18 protein-coding genes are annotated in these 19,822 nt (G+C 35.6%); 12 read left to right on the forward strand and 6 right to left on the reverse strand.

The window, feature by feature from the left end:
- Positions 1-89 precede the first annotated feature (89 nt).
- Entirely contained in the window at positions 90-1,070 is a 981-nt protein-coding gene (locus AC13DP_RS20695) for a DUF6807 domain-containing protein (protein ID WP_273300674.1), read from the reverse strand.
- A 259-nt stretch (positions 1,071-1,329) separates the two neighbouring features.
- On the opposite strand from AC13DP_RS20695, the gene AC13DP_RS20700 reads away from it, so the two are divergent.
- The 6 genes from AC13DP_RS20700 to yidC all read left to right on the forward strand — a co-directional run bounded on the left by AC13DP_RS20700 (position 1,330) and on the right by yidC (position 7,212).
- A complete protein-coding gene (locus tag AC13DP_RS20700; protein ID WP_273300676.1) occupies positions 1,330-1,914 on the forward strand; it encodes a carboxymuconolactone decarboxylase family protein in 585 nt (194 codons plus the stop codon).
- Positions 1,915-1,933: 19 nt separating this feature from the next.
- Entirely contained in the window at positions 1,934-2,824 is an 891-nt protein-coding gene (locus AC13DP_RS20705) for a histidine kinase dimerization/phospho-acceptor domain-containing protein (protein WP_013072322.1), read from the forward strand.
- Complete coding sequence (locus AC13DP_RS20710) at positions 2,799-3,167, forward strand: response regulator (protein WP_273300678.1); 369 nt, start codon at positions 2,799-2,801, stop codon at positions 3,165-3,167. The genes AC13DP_RS20705 and AC13DP_RS20710 overlap by 26 nt, the downstream gene beginning before the upstream one ends.
- 49 nt (positions 3,168-3,216) lie before the next feature.
- On the forward strand, positions 3,217-3,468 hold the full coding sequence (locus tag AC13DP_RS20715; RefSeq protein ID WP_394799486.1) for a DUF3820 family protein: 252 nt from the start codon (positions 3,217-3,219) through the stop codon (positions 3,466-3,468).
- 154 nt (positions 3,469-3,622) lie between these two features.
- Positions 3,623-5,242: a CTP synthase gene (locus AC13DP_RS20720; RefSeq protein ID WP_013072325.1), complete on the forward strand. Its 1,620-nt coding sequence runs from the start codon at positions 3,623-3,625 to the stop codon at positions 5,240-5,242.
- Positions 5,243-5,346: 104 nt separating this feature from the next.
- Positions 5,347-7,212 (forward strand): membrane protein insertase YidC, encoded by a 1,866-nt coding sequence (gene yidC, locus AC13DP_RS20725; RefSeq protein WP_013072326.1) that lies wholly within the window; start codon positions 5,347-5,349, stop codon positions 7,210-7,212.
- A 636-nt stretch (positions 7,213-7,848) separates the two neighbouring features.
- Here the strand turns inward: yidC and AC13DP_RS20730 are convergent.
- Complete coding sequence (locus AC13DP_RS20730) at positions 7,849-8,574, reverse strand: SIMPL domain-containing protein (RefSeq protein WP_013072327.1); 726 nt, start codon at positions 8,572-8,574, stop codon at positions 7,849-7,851.
- Between the two features lie 49 nt (positions 8,575-8,623).
- Entirely contained in the window at positions 8,624-8,755 is a 132-nt protein-coding gene (locus tag AC13DP_RS20735) for a hypothetical protein (RefSeq protein ID WP_013072328.1), read from the reverse strand.
- 246 nt (positions 8,756-9,001) lie between these two features.
- Between AC13DP_RS20735 and guaA the strand changes: the two genes are divergently transcribed.
- From guaA to AC13DP_RS20765, 6 genes are all read left to right on the forward strand, one after another.
- Entirely contained in the window at positions 9,002-10,531 is a 1,530-nt protein-coding gene (guaA, locus tag AC13DP_RS20740; protein ID WP_483068391.1) for a glutamine-hydrolyzing GMP synthase, read from the forward strand.
- A 37-nt stretch (positions 10,532-10,568) separates the two neighbouring features.
- Entirely contained in the window at positions 10,569-12,593 is a 2,025-nt protein-coding gene (locus AC13DP_RS20745; RefSeq protein ID WP_483068392.1) for a LysM peptidoglycan-binding domain-containing protein, read from the forward strand.
- Positions 12,553-12,951, forward strand: coding sequence for an OsmC family protein (locus tag AC13DP_RS20750; RefSeq protein WP_483068393.1), 399 nt, complete (start codon positions 12,553-12,555; stop codon positions 12,949-12,951). Before AC13DP_RS20745 ends, AC13DP_RS20750 begins: the two co-directional genes overlap by 41 nt.
- Before the next feature lie 263 nt (positions 12,952-13,214).
- Positions 13,215-13,760, forward strand: a complete 546-nt coding sequence (locus AC13DP_RS20755) for a cysteine hydrolase family protein (RefSeq protein WP_483068394.1) — start codon at positions 13,215-13,217, stop codon at positions 13,758-13,760.
- Positions 13,761-13,856: 96 nt separating this feature from the next.
- Positions 13,857-14,120 carry a hypothetical protein gene (locus tag AC13DP_RS20760; RefSeq protein WP_013072335.1) on the forward strand — a complete coding sequence of 88 codons (264 nt, stop codon included), beginning with the start codon at positions 13,857-13,859 and terminating at the stop codon, positions 14,118-14,120.
- A 426-nt stretch (positions 14,121-14,546) separates the two neighbouring features.
- The gene (locus AC13DP_RS20765) at positions 14,547-17,267 is read left to right on the forward strand and encodes a hypothetical protein (RefSeq protein WP_483068395.1); all 2,721 of its coding nucleotides are present in this window, start codon (positions 14,547-14,549) and stop codon (positions 17,265-17,267) included.
- Here the strand turns inward: AC13DP_RS20765 and AC13DP_RS20770 are convergent.
- From AC13DP_RS20770 to AC13DP_RS20780, 3 genes are all read right to left on the reverse strand, one after another.
- Positions 17,264-18,208, reverse strand: coding sequence for an NAD(P)H-dependent flavin oxidoreductase (locus AC13DP_RS20770; RefSeq protein WP_347406162.1), 945 nt, complete (start codon positions 18,206-18,208; stop codon positions 17,264-17,266). The two genes, AC13DP_RS20765 and AC13DP_RS20770, sit on opposite strands and share 4 nt — an antisense overlap.
- A 21-nt stretch (positions 18,209-18,229) precedes the next feature.
- Complete coding sequence (gene mnmA / locus AC13DP_RS20775; protein WP_347406163.1) at positions 18,230-19,417, reverse strand: tRNA 2-thiouridine(34) synthase MnmA; 1,188 nt, start codon at positions 19,415-19,417, stop codon at positions 18,230-18,232.
- Between the two features lie 128 nt (positions 19,418-19,545).
- Positions 19,546-19,822, reverse strand: a 277-nt coding sequence (locus AC13DP_RS20780; protein WP_483068396.1) for a transposase, incomplete at its 5' end; no start/stop codon positions are given.

Below are 19,822 nucleotides of genomic sequence, written 5' to 3' on the forward strand. Positions count from 1 at the left end.
CGGAATGGATCAAACAGATGCAAAACTTCTTTGCTGATCCCAGAAGTATGAACACCTATTTTAATTATGAAGATTATCCGAAGGAATGATTAAAACTTTTTATTCGCTATATCCTTGATCATTTGCTCTGATGGAGTTTGGGTAGCAGTGATAATTCTATATCTGGTTTTAAACGTTTCAGATGGCTTTAGATCAAAGCCTTTTTTAACCACAGGTGTAAAACAAAAATAAGGAAAATCGGGATGCACTCTAAGATAATCAGGATATTCAGGATTAGTAGACAATGGAATAACTATAAGATTCATAGCTGTTTTGCCAATTCGGCCGTACATAAGCACCCAGTCTGGAATGCTATGATTGGCATCTAAACGAGATTGATGAAAATTGGTTGTGACCTTAAAATCGACATCTGTATCCTCAGTTTGTAATGTGTTTTCTTCCCTGTACCACTCATCTCTTCCTCGAAAAGCCAAACCACCATAGTGATATTTCAATATTTGTAAATTTGAGGAAGAAATATTCTTTTGTTCTATTGTAATATCCCATATAAATGGAGCTATAGAATTGTATACTTTTAGTGTCCAAATCTCTTCTAATACAGGGATTTTATCGCCAGCTATAAAGGCTAAATGTTGTTGCTTTGTTTTTAATTGCCCATATTTCTTTTCAGACAAAACTTCTAAAATTTCTTTAAAAACTACAGTCCCTGTTTTCTCCTGTTGATTCCAGAAATCTATTTTCTCATTTCTAAATTTTGTATTCACCCAGGCACTAAACATGCCATGATGATGTGTATGCTTTTCGGGAAATCCTTCTGTTATCACTGCCCCATCTGGAGAATATAGCGGATGAATAAAACCGCTCCTTTTATAATACTCCATAGTATTATCCGGCATCTGAGTTTTATAGTTATATTGAAAAACAGGTTTGTTTTTGATTTTGGCAATAATAGCACTTCCATCATCTTCAAATACTACAGCACTATGATCAAATTCACTCTCTTGTGCATATACACCTACCTGCAAAAAAAATATAGAAATAAGGATATAATAGACTTTATACAATTCCATTGTTGAAACCTCTTTTTTAGATTTTAAATCTATTGATTATATGCTTCAAATGCTAAACCTCACGATACATATCGGTCTATTATCCTAATAATACAATCCCACTATGAAAATTGCTACCAATAAGCTCCTTTCTTTTACTGAATCATAAATAAATGTCAATCTTTAATCGGTTACTAGAATTTTAATATTTTTTTTGCTTATTTTGTCGATAATATCCTAGCCTCAAAATTTAACTTATTTATTTAGATCTCTACACTTTATGAATACAACTGTGCAAAAGCCTTCGAGATACCCTATGATCTCTTATGAAGAAGCTTCGGAAGATGTTAAAGCTATTTATGATGATACAAAGAAAACATTACAACTTCCCTTCGTACTAAACTGGTTTAAATGTCAGGGCAGTAATGCTATATTACTGGAAGGAAACTGGAATAAATTAAAAAACACCCTGATAAAAGGTAATGTGCCAAACGTATTAAAACAATTAATTATTTATAACGTATCAAAGTCGAGAGGTTGCAATTATTGTTCGCATGCGCACGGAATATTTGCGGATAGTATGAGCTCTATGATTTCTGAAGCAGAAGGCTTTAAAGCAACAGAGCATATTGATTCTCCATCTATGCCAGCCAGCTATAGAAAAGCCGTTAACATTGTAACTAAAGCCGCATTACAGCACAGCGAAATTTCGGATGAAGATTTTGCTGAACTTGAAGCAGTGGGGTTCTCCAATGCAGAAATTCAGGAACTGATGGCTCAGGCCGATTTAGTAAACATGCTAAATACGATTGCAGATGTTTCTGGTATTAAAATAGACAACGAACTTTTAGAGACTCCCGAGTAAACAAAGAGTCTATCTTAAAATGTCACCAATTCAAAATAACGCATCTCAATTATATAGAATAACTTACGAAGCTTATTCTAAATTTGCGAATGGTATTAATAGATGTAGTAATTTTCAGGAAATTGGAAAAGTTGCAGAAAAGCATTTAAAATATATTTTTAATTTCCATGTCATCAAACTAATTATCGAAAAGGATAATAAGTTTATGGAGTATTCTTTATGCGGCAATAATATTTGGTTTGGGCAGAAAAGTCTGGCAGACTTAAACAATGAGGAACTCAATTTATTTAAAACTGGTATTCCTATAAGAACAGCTCACATCCCAGAAAATATAGCTCAGGGAAAATTAGATATTTCCAAACTTAAAAATCCCTATTTATGGTCGTGGTTATTTAATAAGGACGACCATAAGATGATAGTATCTCTGGTGGCAGATGAAGAAAGAGTTTTTAACAGTAGGGATATAGAAATTTTAAAACTTGCCGCAGACTGTTTTGATGCTAAATTTAAAGAGTTAAACCTAAAACGGGAAATAGCGAAAAAAAACAGGATTTTACAAGGAGCGCTTACGACGATTCAGAATAAGAATGAGGAAATTTATAAAATTAATAGAAATCAAAAAGAGACCATTAAAAAGAGAACAGAAGAAATTGTAAAGAAAAATGAAAAACTTTTAAAAATTTCAGTTCTTAACGCGCATAACATAAAAGAGCCCTTATCCCGTATCCAGGGGATTATTGAATTGTTTGACCTTATGGATGATGAAAGTTGCCGGCAAGAGCTTTTACCACGATTAAAATCATCGGTCAATGAAATGGATGAAATTGTAAGAGAAGTCATCGATATGGCTTCCCGGGAATTAATTGAACTAAAAGTTAAAATAGATGACCCCAATCATTTTAGTAGATGATCAACCTATCGCTAATTTTATTACCAAAAAATTATTGGAAATAGAAGGCTATAAGGATAATGTTAAAGATTATACCGATGCCCTAATTGCTCTGGAACTTGCAAAATCTGAATCGGAAGCTATTATTTTTTTAGACCTAAATATGCCTGTTATGTCGGGATGGGATTTTTTAGAAGAAATGAAAAAATTGGGACTATCACATAAAACGATTATCCTATCCTCCAGTACTAGCAAACTTGATATAGAAAAAGCAAAACAATATTCCTGCGTTGTCGAATATATTGTAAAGCCACTAAATAAGATTAAATTATCTAAAATATCCCCTTATCTAAAGACTGGATAAAATTTTTTAAAAATAAATACACAAGCCACAAAGTTAAGATGATACCTTTGTGGCTTTTATTTTTTATATGAATAACAATCAGGAAGAATTACTTAAACTGGCTTATACCAAAATGCCCTTTGGTAAATACAAAGACTGGTATTTATCAGATATTCCAGAGCCCTATTATGTCTGGTTTAATAAGAAAGGATTTCCGACAGGGAAACTAGGTGCACAATTAAGACAGGTTCACGAACTTAAAATCAACGGAATGGAAATTTTACTGAAAGAAATAAGAAAAAGATATCCTAAGCCTTATTAAGTATTCTATTTACTTCTAAGGCTAACTTACCGCTTAGGTTTTAACAGACTTAAAGAAACCTTAAATATTAGCATTTAAAATTAGCTGCTTTTTCTATTCTTCTTCGTAATTTAGCGCCCTGAATAATTGGAACGCTTCAAACACTATTAAAAAAATGGCCGAAACCAAGTATATATTTGTTACCGGTGGCGTTTCCTCTTCTTTAGGAAAAGGGATAATCGCCGCCTCACTAGCAAAATTATTACAAGCCCGTGGCTTTAGAACCACTATTCAGAAATTAGATCCTTACATTAATGTAGATCCAGGAACTTTAAATCCATATGAGCATGGCGAATGTTATGTGACCGAAGATGGCGCTGAAACAGATCTGGATCTAGGTCATTATGAGCGTTTTCTTAATGTAAATACTTCTCAGGCAAACAATGTGACCACTGGTAGGATTTACCAGAGCGTCATTGAAAAAGAGCGCCGTGGTGAATTCCTTGGAAAAACAGTACAGGTAGTACCGCATATTACGAACGAGATCAAAGAACGTATTCAGATTCTTGGAAAGAAAAAAGAATACGACATTGTAATTACAGAAATTGGTGGTACGGTAGGAGATATTGAGTCTTTACCTTATATCGAAGCCGTTCGTCAACTTAAATGGGAATTGGGAGACGAAAATGCTTTGGTCATTCACCTTACCTTGGTACCCTTTCTATCTGCTGCCGGTGAACTTAAAACCAAGCCAACCCAACATAGCGTAAAAACCTTGATGGAAAGCGGACTAAAAGCTGATATCCTGGTGTGTAGAACAGAACATGAATTATCAGACGATATTCGAAGAAAACTAGCTATTTTTTGTAATGTTAGGCAGGAGGCTGTAATCCAGTCTATAGACGCTCCTACTATTTACGATGTCCCCAATTTAATGCTTAAGGAAGGTTTAGATACGGTAACCCTGAAGAAGTTAGACTTACCCGATGAAACCACACCAAATTTAGAGCAGTGGAATAAATTCTTAGATCGCCATAAAAACCCGAAAGCCGAAATTAGAATTGGCCTTATTGGAAAATACGTAGAACTTCAGGATTCTTATAAATCTATCTTAGAAGCCTTTATACATGCAGGCGCAGAGAATGAAGTAAAAGTAATCGTTGAGAGTATCCACTCAGAGTTTATAAATGAGAATACCATCAAAAATAAAATTTCTCACCTAGATGGAGTTTTAGTAGCACCGGGATTTGGGGAGCGTGGAATCGAAGGTAAAATTGATGCCGTTCAGTTTGCGAGAGAAAATAAATTACCATTCCTTGGGATTTGCCTGGGAATGCAAATGGCAGTTATTGAATTTGCCAGAAATGTACTTCAGTTAAAGGGTGCCAATTCTACAGAGATGGATGAGGCTACCAAACATCCCGTAATCGATATTATGGAAGCACAAAAAAACATTACCCATATGGGGGGAACAATGCGACTTGGTGCCTGGGATTGTCATTTAAAAGAAGGATCTACTATTTTCAATGTGTATGGCAAAGCCGATATAAAAGAAAGACATAGACATCGCTACGAGTATAACAATAAATACAAGGAACAACTCGAAAAAGCAGGAATGCTAAGTACAGGAATTAATCCTGAAACTGGTCTTGTTGAAGTGGTAGAGCTTAAAGACCATCCCTGGTTTGTAGGTGTACAATATCACCCGGAATATAAGAGTACCGTAGCCAGTCCTCATCCATTATTTGTGGCTTTTGTAAAGGCTGCTTACGAACACTCAAAAAATAAAGCATAATGCCAGTTTGGCATTAAATGAAATATTGGTCATTTTTTTGACTGAAAAATAGGACATCAAATAGAATCCCTATGTAGGGATTTAAGACTTTAGTAAATTTTAGAATGGAAGAAAAGAAGATTGATATTCAATCCATCATTGGATTTATTTTAATTGGCGGAATTTTAATCTGGATGTTGTATACCAATAGCCTGGAACAACCAAAGGAAGAAACCGGTACTCCCGCCACGACAGAACAGGTTACTACTCCTGCAAATGCTGATCAACAACTCGCAAATCAAAATAATACTACTGCTCCCGCAACCGACTCGGCAGCAATAGCCCAGGCGCAAAGTAGACTTGGTGCTTTTGGTTATTCCGCGACATTACCTTCGGCAGAAGATAAAACCACAGTACTAGAAAACGATGTGTTACGATTAGAAGTAGCAAATAAAGGAGGATATATCGAAGAAGCTGTTTTAAAAAATTATAAAACATACGATTCTATCCCTGTTTATTTAGTAAAAGATGGCAACGCAAAATTCAATCTTAATTTCACGACTACAGATGGAAGAACCTTAGATACTGAAAATCTATATTTTGAGCCAAGTATTTCTAAAAATGGTGAAGATCAGGTATTATCGATGAAGTTAAAGATTTCTGATAATGAATTCTTAGAATATCGTTATGCTATAAAACCTGGAGATTATATGATGGATTTCAATATCCGTTCCCAGGGACTTGCCAATACCTTTAACGCATCCCAACCTATTAATCTGGATTGGCAACTTAAAGGATACCGTCATTCCAAGAGTATTTCTTATGAAAATAAATACACCGTTTTAGGTTACGAATACGAAGGAGATAAGTATGATGACCTTGGACATGGGGAAGATGAAGAAACCGAAAAAGACGTGTCTTATATTGCCTATAAGCAACATTTCTTTAGTTCCATACTTTTAACAGATACACCGTTTAAAACCTCCAAACTTACTTCCCAAAATCTTGTGGAAGACGAAGAAATAGATACCGTATACACTAAAGCTTTCACCGCAAATATTCCTTTAGAGTTACAGGCGGGCGAGCTAAATTATAATATGAATTGGTATTACGGCCCTACAGATTACAAAATCCTGAAAGATTACGATCGTAATCTGGATGAGATTGTACCTCTAGGCTGGGGTATATTCGGATGGATCAATAAATATGTTTTTATCCCATTCTTTGCATTCTTAAGCAGTGTCCTACCAAGCTACGGGATCGCCATCATTGTAATGACCATTGTGGTTAGGATTGTGCTTTCACCGGTAACTTATAAGTCTTATTTATCTCAGGCCAAAATGAAAGTTTTACGTCCTGAAATTAATGAGATAAATGAGAAGTATAAGGATAATGCGATGAAAAAGCAACAGGAAACAATGAAGCTTTATAGCAAAGCCGGAGCTAGCCCCATGAGTGGTTGTTTACCAGCGCTAATGCAAATTCCTATATTCTATGCGCTTTTCCAATTCTTCCCAAGCGCATTTCAACTAAGACAAAAAAGTTTCCTTTGGGCAGACGATCTATCCAGTTATGATGTTATAGCAGAATTACCTTTCCATATCCCATTTTATGGAGAACATGTTAGTTTATTCCCAATATTGGCTTCTGTCGCAATATTTATTTACATGCAAATGACTACGGGACAAAGCATGCAGGCCAATCAACAACCGGGAATGCCTAACATGAAATTTTTAATGTACCTATCCCCTATCATGATGTTATTTTTCTTTAATAACTATGCCAGTGGATTATCTTTATACTACTTTACCTCTAACTTAATTACGATAGGAATAATGTTGGTAATTAAACATGTGATTGTTGATGAGGATAAAATCCATGCTAAAATTCAGGCTAATAAAGCAAAACCTAAAAAACAAAACAGGTTTACCAGAAAAATGCAGGAAATGATGGAGCAGGCTGAAGAGCAACAAAAACGTAACAAGAAATAATTTATACTGAACTTTTAAAAAAGGCTGTCTAAATGAATTTTAGACAGCCTTTTTTTATGATTAAAGAACCCTATGAGTTATGACCCGTAACCTTTTTACGATTTCTAGACAAGCCGCTGGGGATTACATCTTTTTGGCGGCGCCAATAAAGCTGTGATGATAAAATGATATTTCTTCTCTATTATAAAATTACCTTTCTCATCAAAATTTCTTTCTAAGCTCTATTGAATTTGCTTAAGCGATAAGCCACGGCTCACTGCCAGTAGTTACTTTATTCATACCGGCTAATATATTACTCACCACTATTCTGCATGATTTTACCAAGCGCTGATTTACGTAATATCATTGTCTACGATATAGCTCCTCGATACTATTCAAAGACTTATGACGCTGCTTTATAGGTTTGATGGTACCGAAAACTAGCTAAGGGCAATTTTATATGATATACATTTATTATTTGCAGGCATCACGATCTCTAATATCGAGTGAAAACAGGAGATAAATAAGCGGAAAATCCTACAGGGAAATCCCGCTCTTAAAATCTTAATCGAATACTATTGGATGTTATTTAAATCCTTAGTTTGAATGGCTTTTAAAGCCGTTCTTTTTAAGAATATTTTTTACTTAATATTTAAATCATTTAATCTCATATTCCAAACGCATGGTAATACTTGCTGTTTTGCGCTTATCGGCGGTATTGTATGCACCACTCCAGCTATAATCTTCACCACTGTTCTGGCCTGTAATCTGGAATACTCCCATATTTGCGCTTTTTAGCTCGCCTAAAGTTCCTCCAGAGTTTTCTGCAATTTTTTCAGCTCTTACACGAGCATCCTCAGTGGCTTTAGAGATCATTTCAATCTTAAGATCGGCTAACTTGGTATAATAGTATCTGGGTGGTGTAGAATTAAACTGTACCCCCTTATTCAGTAATTCGGTAATTTCCCGTGATACACTCTCGATCAATTCAACATCGTTAGATTCTATCTTTACGCTTTGTGTAAGTTGATACCCTTTAAAAATACTCCCAACGTAATTTCCGTTTTGATATTTCTGTTCACGCTGTTCATCGGTTTGAACAGAATTAAAGACTATATTTTCTTCTTTAATCCCCTTCTCGATTAAATAGCTTTTAACCGTGTTTTTATCCCGGTTAAGCTGATTATAAGCGGTCTCAAGATTTTCGCTCATTTGGCTAAAACGACCTTCCCAGACAATAAGATCTGATGTGAAATTTTCGCTACCTGCACCGGTTACGGAAATAGTACCATCAGGATTCGCCCTATCTACATAAGAATTACCCAGAAACCAGGCCGCAATAACGATAGCAATGGAGAAAATAATTGCGCTTAAGTATTTCATAGTATCAATAAGTTATACTATAAAAATAATCATTTAAGTTCTAAGTTTTTTATAAAAGCTGAAAAATTATAGCCACAATTCCTATAACACAAATCACGGTCATTATATAATAAATAAGCTCTAAAACCGATCGGGACGGATGCAAGGAGTTCATATACTCCTCTTCTTGTTGGTGGTTCATGGATAGGGATTTTCGGATAAGTTAAATTCGGTTAAAACAAATAAAATGATAATTAAGCTAAAAACCAAGCGCTTTAGTAGTCATAATGCTAATTTAGCATAAAAAGTTTTAGTTAAACTTTAATTATAGTTTATGAAAAGCTTTGTTTATAAATTCGCGAAAACCTTATATTTTGCAAGAAAATTAGTATTGATAAAATAATTGTGGTTTGTATTTTATTTTTAGCTCAAATTCTTAATTTTGCGCATGCAAAATAACGTACTCATCTTAGACTTCGGTTCGCAGTATACGCAATTGATTGCAAGACGCGTAAGAGAATTAAACATTTACTGCGAAATTCATCCATTTCACAAAGTTCCACAAGATCTTTCAGGCTTTAAAGCGGTTATCCTTTCAGGGAGTCCGTTTTCAGTTAGAGCAGAAGATGCTCCGCATCCTGATTTATCTCAAATTAGAGGGAAATTACCTATGCTGGCCGTTTGTTACGGGGCGCAATATTTAGCCCATTTTCATGGCGGTAAGGTAGAGCCTTCCGAAACCAGGGAATATGGTCGGGCAAACCTATCGGTAATTAAAGATAGCGAGTCACTTTTTGATAATATCAAAGAGAACTCTCAGGTTTGGATGAGCCACAGTGATACTATAAAAAAATTACCAGAAAATGCGGTTCGCTTAGCCAGTACAACAGATGTACTAAATGCAGCCTATCGTATAGAAGGTGAAGAGACTTTTGCAATTCAGTTTCATCCCGAAGTATATCACTCGACCGATGGAAAGCAATTATTAGAAAACTTTTTAGTACATATCGCTGGGGTAGCACAAAGCTGGACACCTGGTGCATTTGTAGATCTTACAGTAGCAGAGCTCAAAGAGAAGATTGGCAACGACAAAGTTGTCTTAGGACTTAGTGGCGGAGTAGATTCTACGGTAGCGGCGATGCTTTTACATAAAGCTATTGGTAAGAACCTGTACTGTATTTTTGTGAATAACGGTTTACTTCGCAAAAACGAGTTCGAAGACGTGCTTCACCAGTATAAAGATATGGGCCTAAATGTAAAAGGAGTTGATTCTTCTGCCCGTTTTCTGGATGCTCTAGCAGGAATTAGTGATCCAGAATTAAAAAGAAAAGCAATAGGGAATACTTTTATTGAGGTTTTTGATGATGAGGCGCACGAAATCAAAGATGTTACCTATTTGGCACAAGGAACGATATACCCTGATGTGATTGAATCGATCTCGGTTAATGGCCCTTCGGTAACTATTAAATCGCATCATAATGTAGGGGGATTACCAGACTTCATGAAACTTAAAGTAGTAGAGCCGCTTCGAATGTTGTTTAAAGATGAAGTACGACGAGTTGGTGCAGAATTGGGTATCGCAAAAACACTTTTAGGTCGTCATCCGTTTCCAGGACCAGGCTTAGCCATTAGAATTTTAGGCGATATTACCGCAGGAAAAGTAAGAATACTACAGGAAGTCGATCACATTTTTATTCAGGGACTTAGAGACTGGGATCTTTATGATCATGTTTGGCAGGCTGGTGCAATTTTATTGCCGGTACAATCTGTAGGAGTCATGGGAGATGAACGTACTTACGAGCAAGTGGTGGCATTAAGAGCGGTAGAGTCCACTGATGGAATGACGGCTGACTGGGTAAATTTACCTTACGAATTTTTACAAAAAACTTCGAATACAATAATAAATAGAGTAAAAGGCGTTAATAGGGTAGTATACGATATAAGTTCTAAACCACCAGCGACTATAGAATGGGAATAGAATTTGTATAAACCTATTAAGTCTAAAAATCAATAAAATGAGATACCTTTTTTTAATTTGCTTTTTATGTATGATGAATATTTCTGCTTTTGCACAGGAATTTAAATATCATACCGTAAAGAAAGGAGAGACTGTTTACAGTATTTCTAAGGATTATAATGTTTCTGAAGAAGACATTTATAAATATAATCCTGACTCTAAAAATGGTATCGAAGAATCTTCTAAGCTGGTTATCCCTTTAGCCACGAAGGATAAAGGGATGCCTGCTAAAACAGGCTCTCCAAGTTTGGATCCCGTAAATTTTAAAGAACATACCGTTAAAAAGAAAGAAACTCTCTTTAGTTTATCTAAGCAATATAATGTAGAAATAGATGATATTAAACGGTATAATAAACAATTATACTCTAAAGAACTTCAAAAAGGAGAAACTATTCGTATTCCTGTTTTCAGAACTTTAGATCGGGTGGTTGCCAAGCCTAACAATACCTCTAAAGAAGAGATTCGCCAGAAATTTGATAAAAATGAAGTGAGAGAGCATGTTGTTTTACCCAAAGAAACCAAATTTGGTATAGCCAGAAAATATGGTTTAACGGTAAAAGAACTGGAAGCCTTAAATCCCACTGTAGATGTTTTGCAGCCCGGTATTATGCTTAGGGTTGGTACAAATGTCTCCCCAGATCCCGTGGTACTTTTAGATAAGAACTTTAAATTTTACGAAGTAAAACCTCAAGAAACTTTATTTGGTTTAGCTCAGCGTTTTCATGTAACACAAGATTCTATATTAGCACTTAACCCAATTATAGAACAAGAAGGATTAGAATGGGGCATGGTTTTAAAAGTTCCAAATCCAGAAGAACAAGACCCCGAAAACTGGGTGACCCCCACCCTAACCAGTGAAGCTGAAAAATTGCAAGGTGATAAAGTAAACCTTAAAGATTCTCTTTCCAATTTCAGTCCTAAAAACCTGGTATTTATGCTTCCTTATAGCCTTGATAAGGTTCAGGTAGATTCGGCAGGTACTGCTGCTTATAAAGACGCCATTTTAGACGATCGTGTTTTAAGAATAAGCCTGGATTTTTACAGCGGTGCTGAAATGGCCATTGAAGATGCAAAAGAATTAGGGATTTCTAGTGAGGTTAAAATTTATGATACCAAAAGAAGTGCTTCTGAGGTGATTAATCTTATCAATACCAAAAATTTTAATAATGTTGATGCAGTCATTGGGCCTTTTTTACAATCGACTACAGAAGCCGCTGCAGAACGCTTAAGAATCAAAAATATTCCGGTATTCACACCACTTTCTGATAAAGAAATGAGCGGCGGTAATAATTTGTTCATCGCGCGTCCCGATCAACAAACAATGAGCAATACTATGCTCGATTACCTTCAGAAATTTGGAAAAGAGAAAAATGTGATCATTGTCTCAGATGCTAAATCTTTTGAAATTAAAAATAAATTATCTCAGATTTTTCCTGCAGCAAGATCTGTAAATGCTGTTGATGGTTATGTTTCAGAAACAAGCTTAAAAAGAGTATTATTGCCAGCCACACCAAACTGGGTAATTTTAGAATCCAGCAGTGTGGGTGTGATAAGTAGTACCGTATCTGCATTAAATAGGTTATTAAGGGACGATCTTGATATTACATTATTCACTACAAATAAAAATGATAGCTACGATAACGAAAGCATCAGTAACGAAGATTTAGGCAAATTATATTTCCACTACCCATCGGTAGATAAAGAGTATAATCTAGAGTTTTCTGAGAATTTTATTAAAAAGTACCAAGAAGAGTATGGTGTTACTCCAAATCAATATGCCGTGCGGGGCTATGACCTAACCATGGATGTATTACTCCGTTTAGCTGCATCAAAAGATATTTATAGTTCTTTTAGCGATTATAAAGGCTTTACCGAATACAACGAGAACAAATTTTTATATGAGCCGCAACCCGGAGGTGGTTTCAGAAATAAAGCAGTTTATATTCTTCAAATTAATCCGGATTTAACTTTACAAATAGCCGATGACAGCCAAAGTAACATATTTAGGGAATTTAAGGACTGAAGCAGAACACCTGCAAAGCAGAACTAAAATCATAACAGACGCCCCTGTAGATAACCACGGAAAAGGGGAATCATTTTCTCCTACAGACACCGTAGCCACTGCTTTGGCAACCTGTATGCTTACAATAATGGGTATAAAAGCTGAAGCATTAGAAATCGCTATCGAAGGTACAACAGCCCAGGTGACCAAGACAATGGCTGCCAACCCACGACGAATTTCCAAGATTGAAGTAGTATTTAGCTTTCCCAAAAAATACGATGATAAGGTGATGAAAGTTTTAGAAAATGCTGCAAGAACCTGCCCTGTTTTTTATAGTTTGCACCCAGATATGGAAAAAGAGATTCGTTTTATCTGGTAAAAAGTTTGTTTAAATAATTGCCCAAATATATTCTCTGTTTTTAGGACGAGGTGTATAGGAAAAAGAGCTCACACCAGCAGGTATTTGTTAGAAAGCTAAATTTTTATGCCAAGGTAATACCGTTTCCATATAGAGCCTTTAATTCCCTATATCAAAAGAAAAGTTAGCCAATATATTAAAGATGTCTAAGTTTTACCCTTTTTCCAGTCTTGCTAAAATAAATTTAAAAGAGATAATCCACCTAAAGCCTAAAACTTCAAAATATGAAAGCAGCACTAATTTTAATTGATGTTCAAAATGATTATTTTGAAAATGGCAAAATGGAACTTTTTAAACCGGTAGAAGCAAGTTTAAAAGCAAAAAAAGTTTTGCAGCAATTTAGAGCTGAAGATTGGCCCGTTATCCACGTACAACATATGTCAACTCGTGAAGATGCTACTTTTTTTATTCCAAAAACAAATGGAGTGGAAATTCACGAAAATGTAAGCCCGCTAGAAAAAGAAAAAGTGGTTGTAAAACAATTCCCGAATAGTTTTCGAGAGACCGATTTACTAAAAACACTTCAAGAACAAAATATTAAGAGATTAGTAATTTGTGGCATGATGACACATATGTGTGTTGATGCAACCACAAGGGCAGCTAAAGATTTTGGATTCGATTGTATTATAATAGGCGATGCCTGTGCAACAAAAAATCTTGAAATAAACGGTGAGACAGTACATGCTGCTGAAGTACAAAAATCTTTTCTTGCTGCCTTAAATTATTTTTATTCCCGGGTGATGAATGCGGAAGAATATCTTCAGAATTAAAAGCAGAATTTCTAGAAATTTCGATTATTGGTGTTACCTTCAATATAGTTTTTTGATTAGCTTGCGTTTTTATTTAACTAACCTAATCAAAAAATCATGGAAGTTTATCATCAAAACGAACAACCTAACCTAATTACACCACAAAAATGGGCCTTATACATTTTTGTTGCCGGCTTACCTTTTATAGGCATCATCATGCTACTGGTATGGGCTTTTGGCAGTGATCCCAATTATACACGCAAAAATTGGGCAAAAGGTATGCTATTGCTATATGTAATACTATTCATATTATCTATTATTTTCTTTGTATTCCTGGGAGGAATGGCATTCTTAACAAGCTTTGCGTCTCAGAATTACTAACCGAAGTTTAACCTCATACTTTCTGGAAATTGAGTAAAAAGAGTTTGTATTGAATTTTCAATGTTAGCTCTATCTCTATAATTTTTTACTAAAAAATTTTTTTTTAAAATTTTAAAACCTCAAAAATATAAATCGGATTTTATGAATTTAGAATTATAATTTTGAGGTTATTTTTTATTGTAATAAATTGTAAATGAAGCAAATCTATTTTTATCTTTTATGTTCTACCCCAAACATGAAATGAAGTAAGTAAACTTTAAGAGAAAGCTTGTGAGTATTTATTAGAAAATAATTTGTATGTCGAGGCGCCCCGATCCCAAAATAGCTATCGGAACAGGGCCAGAACATTTAATCTCGACTATCGAGTAAATTAATTTTATGCGGTTCTTGTTTCAGGTGCTTCCTATATCCTAATTTCCATTCATCATGTCATCAAAAAACTACTCATTGTTCCTAATTTTCTTCACTTTGTGGAATATAGCTTTTGCACAGGAAGAAAAAATCCTATCTAAAGCTGCCTACGCAGAAAAAATATATTTACAGTTTGATCGTGAGAATTATCCGGCAGGAAGCACCATATGGTTTAAATCACTGGTACTTAATTCTGTAGACCATAAGCCATCGCAGCGTTCAGGAGTACTTCATGTAGATCTTATAGGGCCCGAGAAACAATTGATCAACCAGAAACTTGTAAAAATTGTAGACGGAAGCGGTCATAATCATTTCGATATTCCCAAAAAAATGCCGCCTGGTATCTATAAAATACGGGCATATACCAGATGGAACCGTAATTTTGGGGAAGACTTTATTTTTTCAAAATATTTTAGAATTTTCTCGAAGATTCCCAAAACTGAGAAAGCCATTGAACATATCAATATTGTCGATAAAAAAGAGGGTGCTTTTCTGGAAGCGACTTTTAACCCTAACAAGCTAGATAGCCTTCAGAAACGTAAAATTTTAGTTGGATTATATTTAAATAACTCGGAACAGGATTCCTTAGAAATTAAAGCGAATAATGGTGTTTATAAACTGTCCTATAAATTAAATGAAAAAACCGATTATATAAGCATCAATATGCTTACAGAAAACGGATTTACCGCAAGTAGGTCTATTAGTTTAGCTGAAAATAAGATAGACTTACAGCTATTGCCTGAAAGTGGAAGTTTATTAGACGGAACTGTAAATTTATTAGGAATAAAAGCCCTGGATTTTAAAGGTGATGGCCTGTATACTGAAGGTCTTATTCTAAATAAAAATAAAGATACTATCACCACATTTAAAACTAATAAATTTGGGATGGGAGTAGCGGTAATCAGGCCTGAAGCTACGGAAGAATATATAGCTAAAATTACAAATATTGACAATGAAACTGAATATCCACTACCGGAAGTTTTAAAAAACGGAAACATTCTTTCTGTTAGGAGAACTGGGGAGAGAGTTAGTTTAATCGCTTCGACAACTAATAAATCTGATTCGTTAATGATACGCATTAGTTTTAGAGGGATTAAGTTATTTGATATCAAAGGACCGGTAAAGGCTGGTCATTTTAATACCGCATTACCAGTACATGTTTTTCCCTATGGAATTCTTTGCTTTACCTTATTAAATGAAAATTATCAACCCGTAGCCGAGCGGTTATACTTTAATGATGTTGGAAAAAAGCAAGTTACCATTGCAGTAAAAACCAATAAAAATGAATATAGTTCACGTGAAAAAACAAGCCTTAGTATCCATGTTAAAGATAGCACAGGTAAGAATATAGCTGCCCAAATATCAGTGCTCGCATTGGCTAAGGAACCTTTAGGAGCAGAACAGCAAAAGGGAAACTCCATTCTCCCCTATTTTTACCTCACCTCTGAACTTCGGGGAAAAGTAGAGCATCCAGGTTTATATTTTAATAGGGATGATATTTACCGTTTGCGGGATATTGATGCGTTATTGCTCACACAGGGATGGCGAAAATACAAATATGACACTACCAGCATTGTTTTCGATTATCTTGAAGAACCAGTCCTGGCTATTGACGGAAAGGTAAGCGGGAACATTTTTAATAAGCCTAAGGAAGATGTAGAATTATCCTTTATAGCTTTAGGAGAGCAACCTGTAGTACAAACCTATAATACCGATAGTTTGGGTAGATTTTATTTTAATGTTGATTTTTTAAATGAAGAAAACCGGGAAATTGTCATACAAAGCAAAAAAGGTGGAAATAAAAGAAATTTTGATATAGCAATTAATGATCCTGAAAGCTTGCCGATAATCTTTGAAAACCGACAAAAAATCGAGAAGCCTGATAGTACTTTTTCTGAAATTGTAAACTATGAACAACGTCTGCAACAAAAGCAACTTTCTTATGAATTAGCCGAAGGGGTGACGCAATTAGATGAAGTGGTTTTAGAAGCTTACAATATGACTGAAGAACGTAAGAAAACAGCAGATCTAGCCGGAAAGCCAGATATAGTAATCGATGGTAAGGATATTCAGGAAAAAGAAAAAAACTGGTCTTATGGACTTTACAGCGTTTTACTTTTCAATTTCCCAGAGGATATAACAATTCAAAGAGATATCGAAGAACCGGGCGGCGCTTTACAGGCTAAAGTTATAGGTGGTGCCGGCACCACTATTTTAATGATGGACGGTATGGTAATAAACAATCTTAATTATTCGTTAGTTCCCAATATTCCGCCTAGCGAAGTAAAAAGTGTAGAGGTTATACGATTTGCCAAGCATTTTAGTCGATTATACATGCAAGCCTATCCATTCGCAAGCCCTATGGAAGTCCCGCCAACCGGTGATGTGATTGCCATCTATACGCATGGGAAGCAAGGAATTTTTGGAGCACAAAAACCAAAGGGTATTCTTAGAACTTCCATTAAAGGATACTCTCCCACTAAAGAATTTTATCAGCCCGATTATACGAACCAAGAACGTTTTAAAAGTAATGAACCAGATTTAAGAAGCGTGGTGTACTGGCAACCGCAGATAAATATTGAAAATGGGGAACCTGCACAGTTTTCCTATTTTAATCCGGATAATACGGAACAAATAATAGTGATCATCGAAGCAATCACGCCTGACGGAGGAATTGGGTATCATGAAATCACCTATCCGGTAATACAAAAGGATATAAAAGATATTCCTAATTAATATTGATGTAATTGAGATTGTACACTTTCGAACTCGTCAACGATTTCTTTTACAATCTCTGCGGCGGGTTTGATCGTTTTAATTAAGCCTGAAATTTGACCAATTTCGAGTTCTCCTTCTATCAGATCACCTTCAAACATGCCTTTTTTGGCACGGGCGCGACCCAAAAGCTGTTGTAATTCTTCTTTAGAAGGACTTTTTTGATAAAGTGTTTCAATATCTTCGAAGAATTTATTTTTAAGTAAACGAACGGGAGCCAATTCTTTTAGTGTTAATTTAGTATCACCTTCCTGAGCGTTCACCACCATTTCCTTAAATTTAATGTGAGAAGAGGCTTCTTCAGAAGCGACAAAGCGGCTGCCAATTTGTACGGCATCGGCTCCTAAAACCATCGCTGCAAGCATACCACGCCCGGTAGCAATTCCACCGGCTGCGATAAGTGGAATTTCCAACTTTTCCCTAACCATAGGAATTAAGGTAAAGGTCGTGGTTTCATCACGCCCATTATGCCCACCAGCTTCAAATCCCTCGGCAACCACAGCGTCTACTCCAGCCTCCTGAGATTTTAAAGCAAATTTTACACTACTTACTACATGAACAACAATAATCCCATGTTCTTGCAAATGAGAAGTCCATGTTTTTGGATTCCCAGCTGATGTAAAAACGATTGGAACTTTCTCTGCAACAATAATTTTTATAATCTCTTCCACATTGGGATAGAGCATAGGAACATTTACAGCAAAAGGCTTGTTGGTCGCTTTTTTACATTTTATAAGATGTTCTTTAAGCACTTCAGGATACATAGATCCGGCGCCAATGATTCCAAGTCCACCAGCATTGCTAACAGCGCTTGCCAGTTTCCAGCCACTTGCCCAGACCATACCGGCCTGGATAAGTGGATATTTTATATTTAAAAGTTTGGTTATTCTATTTGTAGTCATTGCAGGTTTGTTTCCCGCAATTTAAGAAATTACACCAGATCCTAATAATTCTTCGCCATCATACCAGGCCACAAACTGGCCTTCGGTAATAGAAGCCTGTGGTGTTTTAAAAACTACATACATACCTTGTTCGGTTTGATATAAAGTTGCCTCCTGTAAAGGTTGCCGGTATCTTATCCTTGCCTTTAGCTCTAAGCTTTCGTCCGGTTCTAAACTTAAGTCTTTTCTTACCCAGTGTACTTCATCTTCATTAATAAAAAGTCCTTTTCGATAAATTCCGGGATGTTTTTTTCCCTGCCCGGTATAAATAACATTGTCTTCAACATCTGTATCGATTACAAAAAGTGGTTCTGGAGTACCACCTACAGCTAAACCTTTACGTTGTCCCTTAGTAAAATAATGAGCCCCCTGATGCTTTCCTACAACTTTACCATCCTGAGGCTGATATTGGTATTTTTGAGATAGAAATTTTAATTCTTCAATTTTAGATTCAAATTCGGGAATACCAGTTTGGTAGGTTTCGCTATCCGATTTTATCTCGACAATATTCCCTTCTTTCGGCTTTAATTTTTGCTGAAGAAAATCTGGCAAGCGTACTTTTCCTATAAAACAAAGTCCCTGCGAATCTTTTTTATCGGCAGTTACCAGTTCCTGTTCGGCAGCAATCCTACGAACCTCTGATTTTTGAAGTTCCCCAATAGGAAATAAGGTTTTTGAAAGTTGCTCCTGGGTAAGCTGACATAAAAAATAAGACTGATCTTTGTTATTATCTTTTCCTGATAATAGCTGATATATTTTTTCTCCGTTTTTTTCAATTTCTCCTTTACGGCAGTAATGACCGGTGGCCACATAGTCTGCTCCCAGAGAAATTGCTATTTTCATAAATACATCAAACTTGATCTCACGATTACATAACACGTCTGGATTTGGTGTTCGACCACGTTCGTATTCATTAAACATATAGTCGACGATACGTTCTTTATATTGTTCGCTTAAGTCTACCGTTTGGAATGGGATTCCTAATTTCTCAGCAACGATCATCGCATCATTACTGTCTTCTAACCATGGACATTCGTCTGAAATCGTCACCGAATCGTCATGCCAGTTTTTCATAAACAATCCAATAACCTCATAGCCCTGTTCTTTTAAAAGATAGGCTGAAACACTACTATCTACACCTCCTGAGAGTCCTACTACAACTTTTTTCATAGAATTTAAGCTTGATCGATCAATTCTTTTGCGATTAATTGTATATAAAGTCGAAATAAAGTGTGTAAAATTACGAAATAAAAAAAGGTGACGAAAGCCACTAGTCGTCGGAAGAAATGCCGGCAACTTTAAGTTTTAAATAATTTCTTGGGATCTCCTGGGGAAAAGGTCACTATCATTGGAATAATTAAATTCCTTACTTGTATTTTAAATGTTCTCTTGGCTGTTTTATAACGGATATTGTTTGCTTTTTTATAGATAAGCATAAGCATGGCGACAATCAATGTCATGTAAATCATTACTTCGATACCATTTTTATTCATGGAAACCAAATGGCTTACATGGAGTTCTTGCTTAATGAACCGGAAAAACACTTCAATATCCCATCTTCTCCTGTAAAACCGT

This window comes from Zunongwangia sp. L-65 (genome assembly GCF_056859415.1).

Coding starts and splice junctions, on each gene's coding strand:
- AC13DP_RS20720 (WP_013072325.1), top strand. CDS start 3,623: ATGGCCGAAACCAAGTATATATTTGTTACCGGTGGCGTTTCCTCTTCT.
- AC13DP_RS20745 (WP_483068392.1), top strand. CDS start 10,569: ATGAGATACCTTTTTTTAATTTGCTTTTTATGTATGATGAATATTTCT.
- AC13DP_RS20705 (WP_013072322.1), top strand. CDS start 1,934: ATGTCACCAATTCAAAATAACGCATCTCAATTATATAGAATAACTTAC.
- AC13DP_RS20730 (WP_013072327.1), bottom strand. CDS start 8,574: ATGAAATACTTAAGCGCAATTATTTTCTCCATTGCTATCGTTATTGCG.
- AC13DP_RS20755 (WP_483068394.1), top strand. CDS start 13,215: ATGAAAGCAGCACTAATTTTAATTGATGTTCAAAATGATTATTTTGAA.
- mnmA (WP_347406163.1), bottom strand. CDS start 19,417: ATGAAAAAAGTTGTAGTAGGACTCTCAGGAGGTGTAGATAGTAGTGTT.
- AC13DP_RS20760 (WP_013072335.1), top strand. CDS start 13,857: ATGGAAGTTTATCATCAAAACGAACAACCTAACCTAATTACACCACAA.
- yidC (WP_013072326.1), top strand. CDS start 5,347: ATGGAAGAAAAGAAGATTGATATTCAATCCATCATTGGATTTATTTTA.
- AC13DP_RS20765 (WP_483068395.1), top strand. CDS start 14,547: ATGTCATCAAAAAACTACTCATTGTTCCTAATTTTCTTCACTTTGTGG.
- AC13DP_RS20710 (WP_273300678.1), top strand. CDS start 2,799: ATGACCCCAATCATTTTAGTAGATGATCAACCTATCGCTAATTTTATT.
- AC13DP_RS20695 (WP_273300674.1), bottom strand. CDS start 1,070: ATGGAATTGTATAAAGTCTATTATATCCTTATTTCTATATTTTTTTTG.
- AC13DP_RS20700 (WP_273300676.1), top strand. CDS start 1,330: ATGAATACAACTGTGCAAAAGCCTTCGAGATACCCTATGATCTCTTAT.
- guaA (WP_483068391.1), top strand. CDS start 9,002: ATGCAAAATAACGTACTCATCTTAGACTTCGGTTCGCAGTATACGCAA.
- AC13DP_RS20770 (WP_347406162.1), bottom strand. CDS start 18,208: ATGACTACAAATAGAATAACCAAACTTTTAAATATAAAATATCCACTT.
- AC13DP_RS20750 (WP_483068393.1), top strand. CDS start 12,553: ATGACAGCCAAAGTAACATATTTAGGGAATTTAAGGACTGAAGCAGAA.
- AC13DP_RS20735 (WP_013072328.1), bottom strand. CDS start 8,755: ATGAACCACCAACAAGAAGAGGAGTATATGAACTCCTTGCATCCGTCC.